The organism is Sphingobacterium zeae, from assembly GCF_030818895.1.
Lineage (GTDB): Bacteria > Bacteroidota > Bacteroidia > Sphingobacteriales > Sphingobacteriaceae > Sphingobacterium > Sphingobacterium zeae.
Genome location: NZ_JAUTBA010000001.1, coordinates 2,241,352 through 2,260,243 on the forward strand (window position 1 = coordinate 2,241,352; position 18,892 = coordinate 2,260,243).

16 protein-coding genes, 1 pseudogene and 1 riboswitch are annotated in these 18,892 nt (G+C 40.0%); of the genes and pseudogenes, 5 read left to right on the forward strand and 12 right to left on the reverse strand.

Features of this window, described 5'->3' with window-relative positions:
• Positions 1-82 precede the first annotated feature (82 nt).
• The 10 genes and pseudogenes from QE382_RS09130 to QE382_RS09175 form a co-directional block, all read right to left on the reverse strand.
• Positions 83-661: pseudogene (locus tag QE382_RS09130) on the reverse strand (DUF1572 family protein).
• A gap of 275 nt (positions 662-936) precedes the next feature.
• Positions 937-1,680, reverse strand: a complete 744-nt coding sequence (locus tag QE382_RS09135) for a GIN domain-containing protein (RefSeq protein ID WP_307185622.1) — start codon at positions 1,678-1,680, stop codon at positions 937-939.
• A gap of 216 nt (positions 1,681-1,896) precedes the next feature.
• Positions 1,897-2,553: a thiaminase II gene (gene tenA, locus QE382_RS09140; protein ID WP_307185623.1), complete on the reverse strand. Its 657-nt coding sequence runs from the start codon at positions 2,551-2,553 to the stop codon at positions 1,897-1,899.
• The gene (thiD, locus tag QE382_RS09145) at positions 2,540-3,379 is read right to left on the reverse strand and encodes a bifunctional hydroxymethylpyrimidine kinase/phosphomethylpyrimidine kinase (protein WP_307185624.1); all 840 of its coding nucleotides are present in this window, start codon (positions 3,377-3,379) and stop codon (positions 2,540-2,542) included. The genes tenA and thiD overlap by 14 nt, the downstream gene beginning before the upstream one ends.
• Positions 3,376-4,008, reverse strand: coding sequence for a thiamine phosphate synthase (gene thiE, locus QE382_RS09150; protein ID WP_307185625.1), 633 nt, complete (start codon positions 4,006-4,008; stop codon positions 3,376-3,378). Before thiE ends, thiD begins: the two co-directional genes overlap by 4 nt.
• On the reverse strand, positions 3,998-4,801 hold the full coding sequence (thiM, locus tag QE382_RS09155; protein WP_307185626.1) for a hydroxyethylthiazole kinase: 804 nt from the start codon (positions 4,799-4,801) through the stop codon (positions 3,998-4,000). The genes thiE and thiM overlap by 11 nt, the downstream gene beginning before the upstream one ends.
• 81 nt (positions 4,802-4,882) lie before the next feature.
• Positions 4,883-4,975, reverse strand: a riboswitch (TPP riboswitch).
• 74 nt (positions 4,976-5,049) lie between these two features.
• The gene (locus QE382_RS09160; RefSeq protein WP_307185627.1) at positions 5,050-5,877 is read right to left on the reverse strand and encodes a VanW family protein; all 828 of its coding nucleotides are present in this window, start codon (positions 5,875-5,877) and stop codon (positions 5,050-5,052) included.
• A gap of 259 nt (positions 5,878-6,136) precedes the next feature.
• Positions 6,137-6,880: a dienelactone hydrolase family protein gene (locus QE382_RS09165; RefSeq protein WP_307185628.1), complete on the reverse strand. Its 744-nt coding sequence runs from the start codon at positions 6,878-6,880 to the stop codon at positions 6,137-6,139.
• 94 nt (positions 6,881-6,974) lie between these two features.
• Positions 6,975-7,817, reverse strand: a complete 843-nt coding sequence (locus tag QE382_RS09170) for an NAD(P)-dependent oxidoreductase (RefSeq protein WP_307185629.1) — start codon at positions 7,815-7,817, stop codon at positions 6,975-6,977.
• Positions 7,818-7,882: 65 nt separating this feature from the next.
• The gene (locus tag QE382_RS09175; protein ID WP_307185630.1) at positions 7,883-8,512 is read right to left on the reverse strand and encodes a Crp/Fnr family transcriptional regulator; all 630 of its coding nucleotides are present in this window, start codon (positions 8,510-8,512) and stop codon (positions 7,883-7,885) included.
• A 428-nt stretch (positions 8,513-8,940) separates the two neighbouring features.
• Here QE382_RS09175 and QE382_RS09180 point away from each other — a divergent pair, with 428 nt between their 5' ends.
• From QE382_RS09180 to QE382_RS09190, 3 genes are all read left to right on the forward strand, one after another.
• Positions 8,941-11,553: a TonB-dependent receptor gene (locus QE382_RS09180; RefSeq protein ID WP_307185631.1), complete on the forward strand. Its 2,613-nt coding sequence runs from the start codon at positions 8,941-8,943 to the stop codon at positions 11,551-11,553.
• A gap of 121 nt (positions 11,554-11,674) precedes the next feature.
• Positions 11,675-12,040: a hypothetical protein gene (locus QE382_RS09185; RefSeq protein ID WP_307185632.1), complete on the forward strand. Its 366-nt coding sequence runs from the start codon at positions 11,675-11,677 to the stop codon at positions 12,038-12,040.
• A 45-nt stretch (positions 12,041-12,085) separates the two neighbouring features.
• Entirely contained in the window at positions 12,086-13,306 is a 1,221-nt protein-coding gene (locus tag QE382_RS09190) for a tetratricopeptide repeat protein (protein ID WP_307185633.1), read from the forward strand.
• A 57-nt stretch (positions 13,307-13,363) separates the two neighbouring features.
• Here the strand turns inward: QE382_RS09190 and QE382_RS09195 are convergent, their stop codons facing one another.
• Positions 13,364-14,203 (reverse strand): prephenate dehydrogenase, encoded by an 840-nt coding sequence (locus QE382_RS09195; protein WP_293937913.1) that lies wholly within the window; start codon positions 14,201-14,203, stop codon positions 13,364-13,366.
• A gap of 131 nt (positions 14,204-14,334) precedes the next feature.
• Complete coding sequence (locus QE382_RS09200) at positions 14,335-15,495, reverse strand: pyridoxal phosphate-dependent aminotransferase (protein ID WP_307185634.1); 1,161 nt, start codon at positions 15,493-15,495, stop codon at positions 14,335-14,337.
• Positions 15,496-15,762: 267 nt separating this feature from the next.
• On the opposite strand from QE382_RS09200, the gene QE382_RS09205 reads away from it, so the two are divergent.
• Positions 15,763-17,586 (forward strand): ABC transporter ATP-binding protein, encoded by a 1,824-nt coding sequence (locus tag QE382_RS09205; RefSeq protein ID WP_307185635.1) that lies wholly within the window; start codon positions 15,763-15,765, stop codon positions 17,584-17,586.
• 104 nt (positions 17,587-17,690) lie between these two features.
• On the forward strand, positions 17,691-18,890 hold the full coding sequence (mqnE, locus tag QE382_RS09210) for an aminofutalosine synthase MqnE (RefSeq protein WP_307185636.1): 1,200 nt from the start codon (positions 17,691-17,693) through the stop codon (positions 18,888-18,890).
• The last annotated feature ends 2 nt before the right edge of the window (positions 18,891-18,892 follow it).

The following is an 18,892-nucleotide window of genomic DNA, read 5'->3' on the forward strand; positions in this document are numbered from 1 at the left end:
CGATCATCGTATTTTAAGATTAGAGTTGGTTTACAATCAGGGCTGGTACACTTATAGTGCCAGCCCTGATTGTATTTTAATGTTAAGGTGTAGTCTTCCGGTCTTCCTGCAGAAATTCGGAGGTGAAATGCTGTTGTTGCTTTTTCTGTCTGAATTTCTCCTCATTATAGGAATGGGAGTGCCCTTTGGGTATCGATAAGGATGACCATGTATCATCCAAACATATTTTTCCGATATAAAGAATCTGCCCAATGTGGTAGGGATAATGTGCTAGCTGCCGTAAGATAGCTTCCATAACGGTGTGTCCTTGATGACGGATATAAATGATTTTAGGGAGATCTTCTTCTTCGAGCGATTCAATTGCTTGAAATAGACAGGCCCATCCGGCATTTCAATAGGTAATAAGCTCATCGCGATCTACCCAGCTGTTCTCAAACTCCTGGTCCCGGTTTCTATTTTGTTTTTCGCCATCGGTGGTGAGAAAATCGGTCCATCGGGAAAGCATATTTCCACCTAAATGTTTAACAATTAATGCAATGCTATTGCTCGAATCATTGGGTTGCCAAAAGAGTTGTTCAGAACTCAATTGTGCAAATGTTTTATCACCCAAAGATTTATAATATTGAAATTGTTTTATACAAGTCCCTAAAAAATTATTCATTACTCCAAAAGTTTGTCATTTATATGCATATTAATATACAAAAATGTCTTGAAACCGAGACCTAAAATAGTTTTTTTGAGCAAAGATCTGGTGTTGCTATCGTTCTCATTAATTTCCTGATACTGGTTTTTTAAGGTGATCAATCTGTAAATTTAGAAGGAGAAGTGGGAGCAAACAGGTCGATAAAAGCAAAGGTGATACCGGGGAAGTACCACCTTTTTGCTAACTAAACATTAAACATAAATAAACAGTCTTTTTCAAGACCACACTAAAAATTACATCACTACTTTGCCGCTAGTTGATTTGTCAACCTGGACATTCTTGGGTTGATTTTTTAATACAATTTTCGCAGATGTAGAAACTTTTCCTTTTAAGTTTTCTTTCACGCTGAGCATAACATTTGCAGACGAATTTGCTTGTATTTGAGCATTTGTCGCTGTAAAACTACTCATATCAACCGATGCGGATGAGTTGGTGCTCAAATTTAAATTTGAAGCATTCCCTGAAATGTTCTGCCTGGATGAACTACTTGCCGAAACCTGCAAATTCTTACTGCTCACTTCGGTTGTTAATTTACTCGAAGAACTTGTTGCAAGGTTGATGTCATCTGCCACTATTTTCTTCAGAGATACGCTGGCTGAAGACGATACGTCTACAGAAATTTTGTTTGCCTTAATCGTTTCATCCGTATAGATCGAACTGCTGGATGATGCCGAAAAACGCGTCGGTATCTTGCTCGAGTAGACAGTTACGCGATTGTTTTTCGCATTTCTGATTGAACTGTTTCTTTTATACTGTACATACAGTGTACCGTTTTTTACAGTCGTTTCGATAAGGGATAAATGTTCGGGATTATCCGCTTCAACAACAACCTCGTTGCGATTCGAGTGAATATAATCTACACGTAATGAAGTTGCCGATGAAATGCCATCTGGAGCAGTGATTTTGCGTGTTTCTCGTTCTTGTGCCTGAGCTATATATAGAAATGAAATAAAGGCAATAGTTAAGATTCTTTTCATTATTTTACTGTTGTTAGTTTAAAATTTTCCCTTTTGTACTATCTTATGTGCTTACACGTACACCTTATTGTGTAGTATAATAGTAATGCCAAAACTTTAAATCCGTTTAACCTATTGATTACCATTGGTTTTGTTCCTGAGTGCTATTTTTGTTAATGCTCATTTTTGAACATACACTGTTCGGTTTCGGACAGTGGGCTGCTTACCATACTCTTTTTACCATACCCTTCTTGTATAGGCTGCTAACCAGAATTGATACTCTAATTGGGAAGCTGTTATAAATGCTTGTCGCATCTTCTCCCGTTTTGTTGCAGTAGTTTCCGCAGCAATTTTGTCAACGTAATTTTTGGCCTTGATTACTCCCTGCGCAAAATCGTCACCGCTATACGTTTCTATCCATTTGGAATAGGGATTTCCCTGCGTATTTGCGGTCGACACAATGTGATCTCCAACCTCCTTATAAATCCAAAAACAAGGGAGTGTTGCCGCCATAGCGACTTCAATGCTCTCAAAGGCACTTACGCTTTTGAGAAAATGGATATAGTGATGGCAGGTTGGCTCAATTTTGCTGCTGTTGTCTTCAGATGTTAAACCAAATGCTCGAAAGTAATTTTCATGCAGTGCTCTTTCAACAAGAAGTGCATTGCGTCCAAACTCGAAATAGTCCAATGCCTGTTGGTAATCTGTGCTTTTAGCACCAATAAAAGCAAGCACGCGACCAAACTCTTCCAAATAAAAAGCGTCCTGCTGCATGTAAAATTGAAATTTATCCAGGGGGAGACTACCATCACTAAGCTCAACGATAAATGGCATAGCAAGTATATCTGAATAAATTGGTTTTATAGCATTCCAGGCATGATCAGTCCAGTTCATATTGTATCAGTTTAAGGGGGGTATGGAAGTGATTTAATGGCCCATTTCCTTTGCCAATGCGGAGATCTTTACTTCCCACTATCGCCGCGTGTATATAGGACAGTGCGATGTCTACTGCGCGATCGAGAGCAACACCTTGTGCCAACTGGCTCGCAATTGCTGAAGAGAGCGAACAACCGGAACCGTGTGTATTTTTGCTGTTAATTTTTTGTGACTTGAATTCAATTGGAGGCTTTTGTTGTTGAAATAAGAGCGATGTTAACTCTTGACTCTCGAGATGTCCACCTTTAATCAGAACAGATTGACAACCTGCGGCCAGTAAACTATTTCCAGCTTTTTCCATCTTTTGAATAGTATGAATAGGTTCATCGACTAAGACACTCGTTTCATCTAAATTTGGTGTAATCAGTGTTGCTAAGGGAAAAAGACGTGTTACGCAGGCCTGAATGGTGTCGTCATGAATAAGTTTGTGCCCACTCGTCGATACCATGACCGGATCAAATACGATAGGTCCCTTATACTTTGTTAAATAGTTACTGATAAGTACTACAAGCTCTATATTGTGCACCATGCCTATTTTGATTGCATCGGGATAGATATCCTCAAAGATTGCATCCAGCTGGTCTTGTACAACCGAGGTAGGTATCTCATAAATACGTCTCACACCTTGTGTATTCTGAACGGGGAGTGCGGTTAAAACATTCATGGCATAGCAGCCCAGTGCTGATATCGTTTTGGTATCAGCTTGTATGCCGGCTCCGCCGCTTCCGTCGAATCCCGCTATGCTGAGTACAGTAGGGACCCTATATTTTTTGTTTTTTGTCATTTTAGTAATGCTTTTAATTGTGCACTGGCCTGTCTGGGATCCGCACTTTGACATATGGCCGAAACAACTGCGATGGAATCTGCTCCCGCGTTCCAAGCTTGTTGTGCGGTTTGGAAATTTATGCTTCCGATCGCAATCAATGGCTTTTCGGTACTATTCCGAAGTTGCTTTAAACCCGTAATTCCCCATTCAGTAACAGTATCTCTTTTGGTAGGTGTTGAAAAGATGGGACTTACACCGAGGTGGTCGACGAATAACATCTGTTGGCTCTCTAGCTGTTGCACAGCTTCTATAGACCATCCAATGGTTAATTTATCACCATATTTTTCGCGAATAGCGAGCGGCTGCAAATCATTTTGACCCACATGTATTCCCCATGCCTCGATTTGGGCAGCGATTTCTACGGCATCATTGATAACGAGCGGAATACCATAATGATCGGTTAGTTTTTTCAAACGGACGGCTTTATCCAAAAATGCGGCTGCATCGTCAGCTTTTTCGCGCAATTGAATCAGATCAACTCCACCAATAATAGCCTCTTCGGCGACCTTAAGCCAATTTTTGGGATAACAATCCCGCTCGGAGATGACTAAGTACAAAGGATACGGGAAAAGCGGATTAATGTGCATATCGTTTGATCTTGAGACTTGATTGTATACGATCTGCATTGAGCCGATAGAGTTCGTCATAAAGATGCAATTGCAGGGTACCCGGCCCACTAGCCGATTGGGCTGCGAGCTCTCCAGCCAGGCTCAAGAGGGAGACCCCTGCGGCAGCAGCTTCAAAATAGCGATCTGTAACAGCTAGGAATGCACCAATGATGGCAGTAGCACTACAGCCAAGTCCCGTCACTTGCGTCATTAATGGGTGGCCGTTATACACTTCAACCGTGTGTTTTTCCGAAAGGATGTAATCTATGTTTCCAGAAATACAGATGATGGAGCCCGTATGCTGTTGCAATAGCTTTCCAAACCTGAGCGCATCTTTACTATCCGCGGTGCTGTCAACTCCTTTTGTATTTGGTTGGTTGGAATTGTAAAGCGTTATGATTTCCGATGCATTGCCACGGATTACTGTTGGTTTTAGCGCTAGTAGGTTGGAAAGTAGATCATTGCGAAATGCTGATATCCCGGCACCAACAGGGTCCAATACCCACGGTCGTCCGATGGTATTGGCGTGTTCCGTAGCGACCAGCATGGCTTCGGCTGTATGTTCACTTAAAGTACCGATATTAATGACGAGCGCTTGTGAAATATCGACAACTTCGCGTACTTCCAATGGGCTGTGTACCATTACGGGGGATGCTCCTAAGGCTAAAAGTGCGTTGGCCGTAGTGTTCATCACAACGAGGTTTGTGATGTTATGCACGAGCGGTTTTTCAATCCTCACCTGCTCCAGTAAATTGATAATAGAATCTTCCATTGTTTTTGCATGTTAAGCTATATTCGTGTGGCTTTGAGGGAAGGAAGAGCGATGGGCTGTGCAGTATAAAGATATGCTGTACAGTGGATTGTTGCTTTTCCCTACGCCGGTATAAACCGAATCAGGTTCAAAGGGACTATCTCAATTCTATACAGAATACCCCCAAAGCCATTCCAAACTTAAACAAAAAAGTGGACTTTTCATATTAAAAGAGGGTGCATCATCATCATGAAAATGAATTGCGCCTTTCAGTCGGAACTAATTTCAGTGTATTCATCCGGGGTATAAGTAACTCGCGCAAAATTTTTGGTTAAAAGTTCTGTTTCTAAAATCTTTCCCCCTTGAAATTTTAAAAACTTCTCGCGCCAGATCTCATTCTTCCGAAAGAATTGATTGTCTATTTTAAGAAATTGGTGCTCTTTTTCAAATACATGGTACGCAAAATCCAACTCTTGGTCGATTCTCAATTCACCTTCTAAACATTTGTGGGTAAACCACAGATTTATTTGAAAGGTGTAAGGGGTATTGTTAGTGAACTGATAGTCCCTATAGTTATAAAATACCGTAGCGCCACTACCGAAAGGTAGTACACGGCCATCATCGGGAAAAGGATCAAAAGAGTGGTGGTAGCGTTCGGTGACCGTAAGCGGGCTATGAAGGACAAGCCAATGGATGAGATTTGATATTTGACAGATTCCACCGCCAATGCCCGCTCGCGCTTCGCCGAAAGAAAGTTCCATTCCAGGCAGATACCCTTTTTTTGCGGTAGGTAGTCCTACCAATTTACAAAATGAAAAAGTTTCTTGGGGCCTGATCAGAATGCTCGTGATCTGTGACGCTGCAATTTTCAGATTGGTAACTTTATTGATCTGCAATTGCATGTTGTTTTCGCCCAGTTTTTTTAATAATACAGACTGGTGTTTTTTAACGCGGAAGGGAAGTTTCTCAGCTAATTTAACAGCCGCGTATTTTTTATCATCCAACAGCCAGCCGGCTTTTCGGTAAATTCTTCGTATGCATACCGCAAGAAAGTAGAGGATTGGATGACGTTGACTTAGCAGTATTCTTTTTCTCAATTCGACCTTTTTTGCTTTCAAAATTAATGAAGAAATGTATGTATTCACACTCTTTTTCTCCTTTTTGAAAAGTTTGTCCCATGATTTGTCCCACGATTTGCGACACGATTTGTACCCTGGTTTTGAGGGCTTGCTATCTTTAGTGATTATAAAGGACGGGTTACAACAGCAATATCAAGAAATAAACAATAGTCGGATAGATTTTCAGCTTCAAGTTATCATTCATGTGTAGAGATATTGCTGTCGTAGGTTTTGCTAGCTAGTTTAACACTTCTTTCAAAAATAATAACGTATGCGCCCAGGCGCGTTTGGCCATCACTGGATTATACTCTGGAGACTCTGGATTCGTAAACGTATGCCCTGAATTTGCATAGGTAACTATTTGCCAGTCTGCTTTTCCTTCATTTAATTCGTTGACCAACCCATCGTAATCTTCTTTGGATACACTTTTATCGTCGGCAGGATGCTCAACAAGCACTTTTGTTTTGATAGCACCATTGGGTCTGTTTGCAGATTTGGATAGGCCGCCATGAATACTGACCACTGCATTGACGGGTAAATGCGCTCTTGCGGCTTCGAGCGCGCCGGTACCTCCAAAACAGTAGCCAATGATAGCAATCTTGTTGGGATCCGCTCCTTCTTTTTTTAGTTGTTCTAATGCTAGCGTGATGCGATGCTGATAAGCCTTATAGTCGGTTTTATAATGTCCGGCAATTTTCGATGCTGCCGTGTTGTCTGAGGGAATGTTCCCTTCACCGTAAATGTCAGCAATGAAAGCAATGTAGCCTTCTTTTTCCAGTTGTAATGCGGCTTGTTTCGCTTCGTTGTCAATTCCCTTCCATGCCGGGAGAATGAGGACAGCTGCTCCTTTTTTTGCCGTATTGGCGGTAATCAATCCGTTGAGTTTTTGCTCACCATCTTGATACGGAATTTGTTTTAGTTCTTGTGCTTGTGAGGTCATGGTAACCATGGTAAGCAGCAATAGGGTCATTACTTTTTTCATATGTAAATAATTTTTCTGACTATGTATTTGCAATCATCGTTACGCTAATATTTATCCTTTTTGATTGGGCTGTTTTTTGCTCTTGGCAACTGAATCAAGACTTTATAGATTCAATAACGCCAATAACGTCGAGTTGCCCAAAACCGTTTTCATGCGCTTTTCCGTACGTCTCAAGCAGTGCTTTTAAAAGCGGATAATCCGCGCCAGCCTGTTGGGCCAGCAGGATATCTTTTAGCATAAGATCCAGCGCGAACGCTGGAGCGTAATTTTCTTCCACAAGCAAAGGCGTTTTCACTTTTGTCGCACCACTGCCGCTGGCACTATCGTTGATAATTTCGAGCATTTGCCCCCGATTAATGCCCAATTTGTCTGAAAACAGGATCGTCTCCGCAAGCCCTTGATAAATGGTGGATAGAAAATAGTTTATGGCAAGTTTGGCCGAGATCCCCTGGCCATTTTCACCAAGATGTTTGATCGATTTGCCCATTTTCTCAAGGTAGGGTTTAGCGCGATAAACATGTTCTGATTTGCCACCGACCATAATAATAAGGTTGCCTTCAGCCGCTGGTTTAGTACTGCCGGCTACAGGTGCATCAATAAAAGCACCGCCTTTTTCTTTTAATTTCGATGCAGTAGAAATGGAGCCTTCGCGCGAGATTGTACTCATATCGACAAATAGTTTACCCTTGACATTGCAGTGAAGGATTTTTTCATATACATCGTCGACAGCATCATCATTCGTGAGCATGGAAAATATGATATCACTTTTATCGACGAGTTCGGCGATATCTTTACTGATCAAATGCTCTTCAAAACCCACTGTCTTACTGCTGTTTCTGTTAAAAACAGCAAGTGGGTATCCAGCTTTTAATAGATTTTTAGCCATGGGATAACCCATATTTCCGAGTCCTATAAATCCTAATTTTTCTATCTTCATCTAAAAATAAAATGATATGAATACCTTTCGAAATTTACTTATAGCTAAAGATACGAATGTTTTGTTCAATCCACCAATACTCTTATTTCGTTGCGAAGCAATACAATTTTATCCTCCTGTTCCAGCTTTTTTAGAATTCGGGAAACAACCACACGGGATGTGTTGAGGTCGGAAGCAATCTCTTGATGGGTGAGGGTGAGTATTCGGTCGTCATTCAGTTTTACCTTCGCCTGGAGATAGTTCATAATTCTTTCTTCCATATTAGAAAAGGCTAAGCTATCAATGGCTTGTAACATTTCATCCATACGGCTTGAATAGCTTGAGATTATGAAATTTCGCCAAGAGGGATATTTTCCCATCCAAAGATTGACAAGTTCGTTGGGAATCATTGCCACCGTAGTTTTTTTCTCAGCACGTGCACGGATTTCACTCTTTTTATTTCCCAGACAGCAGGCAATTGACATCGTACAGGTTTGACCTTTTTCCAAATAATAGAGCAACAATTCGCCTTTATCTTCATCCTCCCGGACAATTTTTATTGCCCCATCTAGGAGAAGGGGCATAGACTTAATGTATTGATTGGTATCGATGATCAGATCACCTTCAAGGAAGGTTTTTATATGCACGTTTTCAACTATTTCAGCGATTAATTGCGTTTCAAGAATGCCTGTATAAGCTTGTTCTATGGATAACATATTTTTTAAATTAGTTAAAGTTAATTATTTTTTAGGCTTATTTCAGCTGTTGTGGGAAGAAAACGGGTAGGAGGAAACGACGGATTGAAAGAAATAATTTTCAGTACCCCATGAGTATAGGCTATAAAATCTTTTATGTAATTCATAAAGACCGGGAAATGATAAATTTTGATTTATTTAAAACCGACAAAATATTATTCTAATTATTTTTGATATTTTTTCATGAATAGAATGAATATATTGTGTTTATTTTATGTATGCAGTATTTTTATTGAGTCTTTTTGCTGAAAGTTACTGTTATTCTGTTGAAGATTAAAATTTATTTTTTCTATATAGAGATATGGTACCATATTGGTATTGTTAAAATTAGTTAAAAAGACAATCAATTCCTAATTTTGCGGCACAAAAACAAAACAATCACATCTAACATGAAAAAGTCTTTACTTTTTTTTGCCCTTGTTTTTGCTAGTTACGGTGCCGTTCAAGGTCAAACAGCAAATACTGGTTCGGTTTCAGGAGTTGTCAAAGAAGCTACTGGACAAACGGTTAAAGGAGCAACCATTAAAATTACCCACATCCCAAGTGGACAAGTTGTAAGTGGCTCGGCCGATGCCCAAGGAAAATTTCAAATTTCAAATCTTCAAGAAGGTGGGCCTTATAAAGTTGAGGTCACTTATATCGGAGAAACGCCAGTTATTTTTGAAAACATCCTATTGAAATCGGGGGAATCGTTGAATATCAATCCGACTTTTACGGGTGGATCTTCAACAAATTTGGATGAGGTTGTTGTTGTCGGTCATGGGGTTATCGATATTGCTGCGGGAAGAAAGACACCGATTGCCGTTTCTACGATCCGTAAGCAGGATTTAGAGGAAAGGGTAGGTGCACAGGATATTACTTCCGCATTAGCTAATACCCCTTCGGTCTATATCACCGGTCAGGCAAAAGGTTTTGGGGAGTCTTCCATGACAACACGCGGTTTTGATCAATCCAATACCGCATTTTTGTTGAACGGTCAACCTATCAATGGTATGGACAACGGAAGTGTATATTGGTCAAATTGGTCGGGACTCACAGATATTGCCTCTTTAGTGCAGATTCAACGTGGTTTGGGATCATCTAAATTAGCAATTTCATCTGTCGGCGGAACCGTGAACTACGTGACACAGTCCACCGCAATGAAAGAAGGTGGTTTTGTCCGCACTACTGTTGGTAACGATATGTTTATGAAGGCAACAGTGGGTTACAATACCGGTCTGATGAAAAACGGTTTTGCTGTTTCGGCAATGTTTACACAGTGGTCAGGTAACGGTTATATGGACCATACGGAAGGTGCTGGACAAAGCTATTTCTTGTCTGTCGGATATAAAGCCAACGAAAAACACAACCTGAACTTTATGGTAACAGGTGCTCCCCAATGGCATAATCAAGGATATACCTCAAAATTGTCGAACTATCTTGCTAATGGCCGACGTTACAACGACAATTATAAGGATGCAAATGGCGTAATGATGAATGCGCAGAAGAATTTTTATCATAAGCCTGTCGCCAACTTAAACTGGGACTGGACGATCGACGATAAATCATCTTTATCTACCGTTGTATATGCTTCTTTAGCAGCAGGTGGGGGCCAATCTTTGCGGAGTGACAAATACAATACAGGTAAATATTTAGCTGCTGATGTGAACAATCACCAATGGTTTGGTATAGTTTCTAACTATAACCGTAAACTTTCAGAATCCTTAAATTTCAATGTGGGTTTTGATGTAAGGGATTATAAAGGTACACATTATCGTAAATTGACTAATCCACTTGGAAATGCAAATGGTGTTGTATTGGGCGGTAATGTTAATTTTCCTAATAAGCCATTGGTTACGAATACATACTCGACAAATCCTTGGAAAGCGTTCTCCAGCAAACCTGATTCGCGTGATGAACGTTTAGCTTGGGATTACAATCAATACATCCGTTATGGAGGTCTGTTTGGTCAATTGGAATATGCCAAAGATGGCTTTACCGCATTCTTCCAAGGATCGGTTTCTGAACAGCAAAACAAACGTTCTGATTATTTTCAATATACACCGGGTAATGAGGATTCTAAAGACGTGAACAACTTTGGATACAACACAAAAGGTGGTGTAAGTTATACCTTGGGGCATCATAGTATTTTTGGTAATGCAGGGTATTATTCCCGTCAGCCTTATCAAAACAATATTTTCATGAATTATGCAAATGATATCAATGAAAATGCCGAAAATGAAAAAATCTTGGGTTTAGAAGCTGGATATAAGTTTGCTTCTCGATTTTTGGATGTGAATGTCAATGTTTACCGCACAACTTGGGAAAATCGCGTTACTGGAAGCTCAAGTTTAGCGACGGCTGATGATGTGAAAAAATACAATCCGACAAATGACCCTGGTATTTTAGTCGAAGGAGCCTATTTATATACAACGAATTACGGCGTAAAACAGGTACATAGAGGGGTAGAAGTTGATTTTGAGGCGCGCCCAATCGAAAAATTAAGCCTGACAGGATTTTTATCGATAGGTGACTGGAAATACGATGGAGCAGTAAACTCGGTCGTACGTAACGATAACCGCGTAGAATTGGGACGTTCACAGGTAAACTTGACAGGTGAGCATGTTGGTAATGCTGCGCAAACTTCCTATGGATTTGGTGCTAAATATAAGGTGTTTAAGGGGCTATCTGTAGATGCAAATTATAGATATTATGAGCGTTTGTACGCATCGAATTATCGCAGAGAAGTAATTGATGGTCAAACATATGGGCGTTATCTGAAATTACCGTGTTTTAATCTTTTGGACGCAGGTCTTTCTTACCATCTTCAGGTGAGTGATAAGAACGACATAAGTTTCCGTGTTAACATGAATAATGTATTGAATAAGTTTTATATTTCTGAAGCAACATCCAGCAATTTGGTAACAGATGTTAACAATTCTTGGAATGGTATAGATACATCCAATTTCGTTTTAATCGGACAGGGTAGAACTTGGAACGCATCGGTAAAATTTACCTTCTAGTAAATTTTACTCTAATTACAAAAAGCTCACAATATTTTGTGAGCTTTTTTTGTTTTTAAATAAAAACTTAATAATTTTAGGTGATCTAATTGTCAACCTGATGTTGCATAAATTAATTTGTTTGGAAAGTTTACAGATCGGTACTGTCTATTTTTCTGCTTTTGTCGTTAATCTGGATGGTGGAAATACTGGCTTTGCTTTATTTATTAACCAGGAAAATGATCCAATTTTTATTTTTCGAAAAGAAAAGCACAATGAGGTTTCCTTCCACGTGAATGAAGAGCAATTCTTCTGGATTGTTAAGAACAGCCAGTTTACACCACTCGAGCGTCAGAACTTTTTTGCTGAATTTGTCGAATTTTTGCGTTTGATGGAAGAAAAGGTTTCAAATTATGTTTTCAAAAAGGAAAAATTAATTCGTTTTACCAATTCAAGAGATATTATCCGTTATAAATATTTGTACCTAACAGGTGAAGTGAACAGATAAGCTTAAGCAATATAGCAGTTGATCGATTGTTAAATTTCTTTTGTAATGAAATTTAGCTTAGTTTTGAGTATGAAGCATATGTTTTCGAATCTAGCTGTTATTCTTCAAAACAATACTCTTGTGGAATCAGATTTTACACTGCCAGTACCCATCCTTCTTGCTAAGTTTTCTTTTTTGCCCATTGCATCGTTTTTTCCTCAATCTTGTCCGCCTTTTCCGTCTGATTGGCTTTCTGCAGTTGGCGATCGCGCTCTTCGATGCCTATTGGAAGGGTTTAATATTGGTATCCTTGCGAATGGTAATCCTATTCCATTGTTTGAGGAGGCTATTCATTTAGCTCATCATGCGCTCGCCTATAGCTATTTGGGACTTTATTATGTTAAGATAGGTTCTTATGACAAGGCCATTGCAACGTTCACAAATGCTATCGAGCACTTTCCAGAAGAACCATTTTTCTATGCCAGCCGTTGTTTGATCTACAGACAGATCGAGGAAGATGAGGGGGCATTTTATGACTATCAGATTGCGAAGAGACTGGATTTTAATTATCATAGTGTATTGGAATGGCAGGAAAATCAGGCTGAATTAACTTATTTCGAGGCTGAAAACCTGGTTATTCAGGAGCTGGAATCAAAATCTCAACAGCTAAGTAAAGACGAGATAAATTCACTGGGGCTTGAATATGTTCATTCCTATAGTTATCTAAAGGCTATCAATCTTTATTCCTGTGCTATTAGTGAGGCTGGCGGTAGCGATCGTAATCTTTTTGTTTTCAGGGGAAGTTTGTACTTGAAATTGACCTGTTTTGAATTGGCATTGTCTGATTTCAATCAGGCCATCGCTCTTGATAAGAACCGAGCTGCTGCTTATATATTTCGCGCAAAAGTTTTTGAATCTTACCGCAATTACCAGCGTGCATTGCAAGACTACGCTCAGGCAGAAGAAATCGATGGTAACTCGTCAATTGTGTATGAAGAAAGAGCGTCTTTATTCGAGCGTTTGGGTAATTTTAAGGAAGCATTACTGGATTTTAACCGCCTTGTAAGGCTCAATCCGGAAGATTTTTATGTGTATTCATTGCGAGCCGATCTGAATGAAAAGCTCGAGAATTTTACCGAAGCGCTGGCAGATTATTCCAAAGCGATCGATCTGAATCCATATTATTCTGATTTGTATTCTTATCGTGCCGTAATTCGCGAAAAATTGGGTGACGCTGTGGGAGCGAGAGCTGACTTGGATAAGTTCAATGAATTGGAAGATGAATAAACAAGGCCGGCCTGAGTAGGGGCCTTGTTTATGCGTTCTATTTCTAGTGGTAAACCCTTATTTGATAATCCTTTTTATTTTATTGGAACGGGTAATGAGTTTGTGTAATTTGTCATAGTCCTCTGTGGCAATAGCGTCATGCAAGGATTGAAGTTGCTTGATATGCTCTTCGAGCACTTCGAGTACGTTTTCTCGATTCTGCTTGAAAATAGGTGTCCACATATCCGGTGAGCTTTTGGCCAGACGAACCGTAGATTCAAATCCGGAGCCTGCAAGTTCGAAAATACGTCCTTGAGATTTTTCTTTTTCCAATACTGTTAAGGCAAGTGCAAAAGAAGTGAGATGGGAGATGTGGGATACATAAGCGGTATGTACATCGTGTTCATCGGCATTCATAAAACAACTTCGCATCTCTAGTTGGTCCGTAATAGCATCGGCGATCTCGAACGCATCCTCATCGGTTTTAAAGGCTTCGACATATACCATCATTTTGCCTTTGAACAAGCCGGCTACAGCTGCTTCCGGTCCCGAATATTCTGTTCCAGCCATTGGATGGGCTGCTACATAACGCCCCCGGTTAGGATGATTCTTAATTTTATGGAGAATATTTGTTTTCGTTGATCCCATGTCAATGACGACCTGATCGGTGACGAGATCCAAAATTTGAGGAACAACATGTAAAATGGCATCGACAGGAATCGTAAGCACCAATACTTTACACCTCTTAATCGCATCCTCTAAGCTTGCCGTTTCGTCAATGAAGCCGATATGCATTGCTTTATCTAAGTTCTTCTGACTTTTATCTACACCGATGATTTTGTCGCAGAATTTTGTTTCTTTTAGGCGAATGGCAGCTGACCCGCCGATCAAGCCTACGCCTACAATGGCAATGTTCATATGTAAACAATTATATTAAGCGTATTTTTGTTCAAATGTTATACATCGAACGCTTCATACCCTGGTTGTTTGTTGATCAATTATTCTTTCGATAATTTCAAAGCAGTTAAGCTGCGCCGAAATCGAATGTGTTAGAAATTATCTTTAATACGTTGGATTGATTCTTTGAGTACCGTTACTGTGGCGCAGAGACTGATGCGAATATATTGATCGCCTTTATCTCCGAAAATTCCGCCAGGTGTGATGAATACCCGTGATTTATCCAAAACAGCGTCGCTGAGCGCATACCCATCTTTATATTTTTCAGAAATATGGGCCCAGACAAACAGGCCTACTTGGTCTTTTTGATAGGAGCAGTCAAGCAAATCCATAATTTCATAAACCTGTTGACGTCTTTCGGCGTAAATTTTGTTTAGATCGGCATACCAGGATGCATCAAGTTGTAAGGCTTTTGCAGCCGCCAGCTGAACAGGTAAAAACATACCGGAGTCCATGTTGCTTTTGAAACGCAGCACTTGATTTATACGTTCTTCGGCACCGACGAGCACACCAATGCGCCATCCGGCCATATTGGAAGATTTGCTCAGGGAATTCAATTCAATGGCCACGTCTTTCGCACCAGGCATGCTCATAATGCTTCTTGGCGTATCCGTTAAAATAAAGCTGTATGGATTGTCGTGGCAAATCAGAATGTTGTGCATTTTGGCAAATTGAATCAGTTCCTGATAAAATGCATCAGGCGCAGAGGCACCGGTTGGCATGTGGGGATAGTTTATCCACATCAATTTAACTTTTGACAAGTCCTGTTTTTTGAGCTCATCCAAATCAATAAGCCAATTCTTCTCTTGCGTTAGGTTATAGGTAATCGCTTCGGCACCACTCAGCCGTACGGCTGCAGCGTAAGCTGGGTATCCAGGATTAGGGATAAGCGCTTGATCTCCTTCTTGAAGATAAGTCATGCAGATGTGCACAATCCCTTCTTTTGATCCAATTAAGGGGAGTATCTCTGTATTTGGATTAAAAGTTGCATGATAATAACGTTGATACCAATCCGCAACGGCCTGTCGTAGGGCAGGAGCACCTTTATAATTTTGATAGCCATGCGCATTTGGGAGTTGGGCATTCGTACTTAATGTCTCGATTACTTCCCGATGCGGGGGCAAATCTGGACTTCCGATTCCTAGGTTGATCACGCGCATACCCTGTTTATTTAAATCATCTATTTCCCTTAATTTTTTGGAGAAATAATATTCTTCGGTGTGCTGCAATCTTTTGGCAACGTCTATTTGCATTTTATTTTACTAAATATGGTGTTTGAATAAGGCTAAATTAGGGAATTATCCATTAAAATGAGATTTTTTTATCGATTTTTCAAGCAGAGCAGGTTGAACGCTTTTGTTCTTTGGATGCAACAATTTAATAGTCCCTTGACACGATAGCTGCTTTTGTTGATTAATTTGTTATTTTTGTTCAATTTCCTCCATAAAAATCTGAAAGGAAGAGGAGAGATCGACGAGTTACCTTTTTGTTAAAAAGTAGTTTGTCTAAGTTGAAATTAAATGAAAACATATTTTAGGCTCTTATCGTTTGCTAAACCCATTGAGAAATTTGCAATCCCATATGTAATTTTCACGCTGATCACGGTTATTTTTAGTACATTAAATTTAGCATTGCTTGCTCCATTACTCCACACACTTTTTAACGCTGGTAATACGACCGTCGAAGCGGTAGAACCCGAGACTTATACCGATATTCTCGCGTGGTTTAATTACTATGCAAGTGTTGCCAATAACCAGCTTGGCGCCTATGGGGCGTTGAAATATGTGTGTATTGTTATTGTAATCTCAGTTTTTATCAGCAATCTGTTTCGTTATTTCTGCCAACGTATCATGGAAAACTTTCGCATTCATACTTTACTCAAATTGCGCAGAGCGGTTTTTGATAACGTGATGGATCTTCATGTTGGCTATTTTACGGGGCAGCGAAAAGGGGATATTGTGTCTAAGGTTGCTTCAGATGTACAGGTGGTGCAGTATTCTGTTACAGGAACTTTACAAGTTGTTTTTAAAGAGCCTTTGCAGCTAATAGCCTATATCGTCATGCTGTTTAACATTTCAGCACAATTGACATTCTTTTCGCTCTTGGTTATTCCCATCTCTGGTTTTTTTATCGCTCGGATTGTTAAAAATCTCAAAACTCAGGCGCATGCTGCTCAGGAATCTTATGGAAACATGATATCCTATTTGGATGAAGCGTTGTCTGGCATCAAAATAATTAAAGCTTTTAATGCGGTATCGTTTATTAAGGACAGGTTTCATAATGAGAACGAACATTATGCGAATATTGGCCGTGCTATGGCTAAACGGCAACAGTTAAGTTCACCCGTTTCAGAATTGCTTGGCGTTATTATGGTGGCAATTATTCTTCTGTATGGAGGTCATTTGGTCCTTTCAGGCGACAAAAGCTTGACCGCACCGGAGTTTATTGCCTACATCGCTATTTTTTCGCAAGTCATGCGTCCTGCAAAAGCTTTAACGGATTCTTTTAGTGGTATCCACAATGGTCTTGCCGCGGGTGAACGGGTTTTGGAACTTATTGATGAAAAGACTGAAGTGAAAGATTCCGAAGATGCCAAACTTGTTAAAAGCTTTGAGAAAAGTATCGTATTTAACCAGGTGAGCTTTTCGTACAACCAAGACAAGGAAATCTTACAGCATATTGATTTAACAATAGAAAAAGGGAAAATCGTTGCATTGGTAGGTCCTTCAGGAGGAGGTAAATCGACTTTAGTCGATTTGATTCCGCGATTTATGGACGTTACGGGTGGGCAGATTCTCTTTGATGGTACAGATTTAAGGGCGCTAAATCAGGATTCTTTACGGGATATGATCGGTGTAGTGAATCAGGAATCTATTTTATTTAATGATACGATTTTTAACAATATTGCTTTTGCAAATGTTTCTGCCAGTCCGGAGGAAGTAGAAACTGCTGCACGGATTGCGAATGCGCATGAATTTATTTTGAAAACAGAGCATGGTTACCAGACCAACATTGGTGATAGGGGTGGTAAATTATCAGGTGGTCAACGTCAGCGCATATGTATTGCGCGAGCAGTATTAAAAAATCCGCCAATCATGCTACTTGACGAAGCAACTTCTGCTTTAGACACTGAATCTGAGAAATTGGTACAGGACTCTCTTTATAAATTAATGGATAATAGAACAACAGTTGTCATTGCGCATCGCTTAAGTACCATTCAGAATGCAGACAAAATTGTTGTTATTGAAGCGGGGAAGATTGTAGAGATGGGCAGTCATAGTGAGCTGATACAGCGTGAAGGATTGTATCGGAAATTAATCGAAATGCAACAATTTACAGATTAGACCACTTTTTAAGCGCTTTGTCAAATTTAGTTGTTGTCACATTTTTTTATTATAACTTTTGTAGCCTTTTCGGTACATTTGATTTAAGATAGGAGATACATTTAATGAACGCAATAGATAAATTGAATTTCTTGATTAACGACAAAAACTTAGCTGTCGACTGGAGAAATATAGCGGAGAAAGTTTTGCGAGAGGAACGTATCACGTTTGATGAAGGGGTTCTTTTGTATGAAAAAGGTGAATTGGGCTATCTTGGTGTACTTGCGAATTATATCCGTGAGAAACGTCATGGTGACCGTACTTTTTTCAATCGTAATTTTCACATTGAGCCGACCAATGTCTGTGTTTATGACTGTAAGTTCTGTTCGTATTCCAGGCTCATAAAGGAGCGGGCAGAAGGCTGGGAGATGGAGGTTGACGGTATGATGGATATTGTCAAAAAGTATGACAATGAGCCTGTGACGGAAGTTCATATCACGGGAGGTGTCGTTCCTAAACAAAACCTCGAGTTTTACGCCGATTTTTTCCGTAGATGTAAGGAGCACCGTCCTGAATTGCATATCAAAGGACTTACACCTGTTGAATATTACTATATTTTTAAGAAGGCAAAACTGAGCCATTACGATGGCCTCAAGTATTTGCAATCTTGCGGGTTGGATTCTATGCCGGGGGGAGGTGCAGAGATTTTTCATCCAGAAATCAGAGAACAGATCGCGCATGATAAATGTACGGCTGAACAATGGTTAGATATTCACGAGCAGGCACACAAGCTAGGTATGCACACCAACGCAACCATGCTTTATGGTCATATCGAACAGTTTTGGCACCGCGTAGATCACATGGATCGCTTAAGACAATTGCAGGATAAGACGGGGGGCTTTCAGACATTTATTCCTTTGAAATTTAGAAATAAAGGGAACCAAATGTCCCATATTCCAGAAGTATCCGTGATAGAGGACTTGAGAAATTATGCCGTTGCTCGGATATACATGGATAATTTTGATCATATTAAGGCCTATTGGGCAATGATCTCAAGAGATACAGCGCAGTTATCCTTGGCGTTTGGCGTAGATGATATCGATGGAACATTGGACGATACAACAAAGATATACAGCATGGCAGGAGCGGAGGAGCAAAAGCCAGGAATGACCACACAAGAAGTTGTTGAACTCATAAAAAATGTTGGCCGTCATCCTATTGAAAGAGATACGCTGTATAATGTGGTTACAGATTATAAAGATGTTGTATTTGATCAAGGTAATCAAAAGAAAAGCTATTACGCATTACCCGTTGTTAATTCATAACT

Coding starts and splice junctions, on each gene's coding strand:
- QE382_RS09205 (WP_307185635.1), top strand. CDS start 15,763: ATGAAAACATATTTTAGGCTCTTATCGTTTGCTAAACCCATTGAGAAA.
- mqnE (WP_307185636.1), top strand. CDS start 17,691: ATGAACGCAATAGATAAATTGAATTTCTTGATTAACGACAAAAACTTA.
- QE382_RS09190 (WP_307185633.1), top strand. CDS start 12,086: ATGAAATTTAGCTTAGTTTTGAGTATGAAGCATATGTTTTCGAATCTA.
- thiD (WP_307185624.1), bottom strand. CDS start 3,379: ATGACAAAAAACAAAAAATATAGGGTCCCTACTGTACTCAGCATAGCG.
- tenA (WP_307185623.1), bottom strand. CDS start 2,553: ATGAACTGGACTGATCATGCCTGGAATGCTATAAAACCAATTTATTCA.
- thiM (WP_307185626.1), bottom strand. CDS start 4,801: ATGGAAGATTCTATTATCAATTTACTGGAGCAGGTGAGGATTGAAAAA.
- thiE (WP_307185625.1), bottom strand. CDS start 4,008: ATGCACATTAATCCGCTTTTCCCGTATCCTTTGTACTTAGTCATCTCC.
- QE382_RS09200 (WP_307185634.1), bottom strand. CDS start 15,495: ATGCAAATAGACGTTGCCAAAAGATTGCAGCACACCGAAGAATATTAT.
- QE382_RS09195 (WP_293937913.1), bottom strand. CDS start 14,203: ATGAACATTGCCATTGTAGGCGTAGGCTTGATCGGCGGGTCAGCTGCC.
- QE382_RS09135 (WP_307185622.1), bottom strand. CDS start 1,680: ATGAAAAGAATCTTAACTATTGCCTTTATTTCATTTCTATATATAGCT.
- QE382_RS09170 (WP_307185629.1), bottom strand. CDS start 7,817: ATGAAGATAGAAAAATTAGGATTTATAGGACTCGGAAATATGGGTTAT.
- QE382_RS09180 (WP_307185631.1), top strand. CDS start 8,941: ATGAAAAAGTCTTTACTTTTTTTTGCCCTTGTTTTTGCTAGTTACGGT.
- QE382_RS09175 (WP_307185630.1), bottom strand. CDS start 8,512: ATGTTATCCATAGAACAAGCTTATACAGGCATTCTTGAAACGCAATTA.
- QE382_RS09165 (WP_307185628.1), bottom strand. CDS start 6,880: ATGAAAAAAGTAATGACCCTATTGCTGCTTACCATGGTTACCATGACC.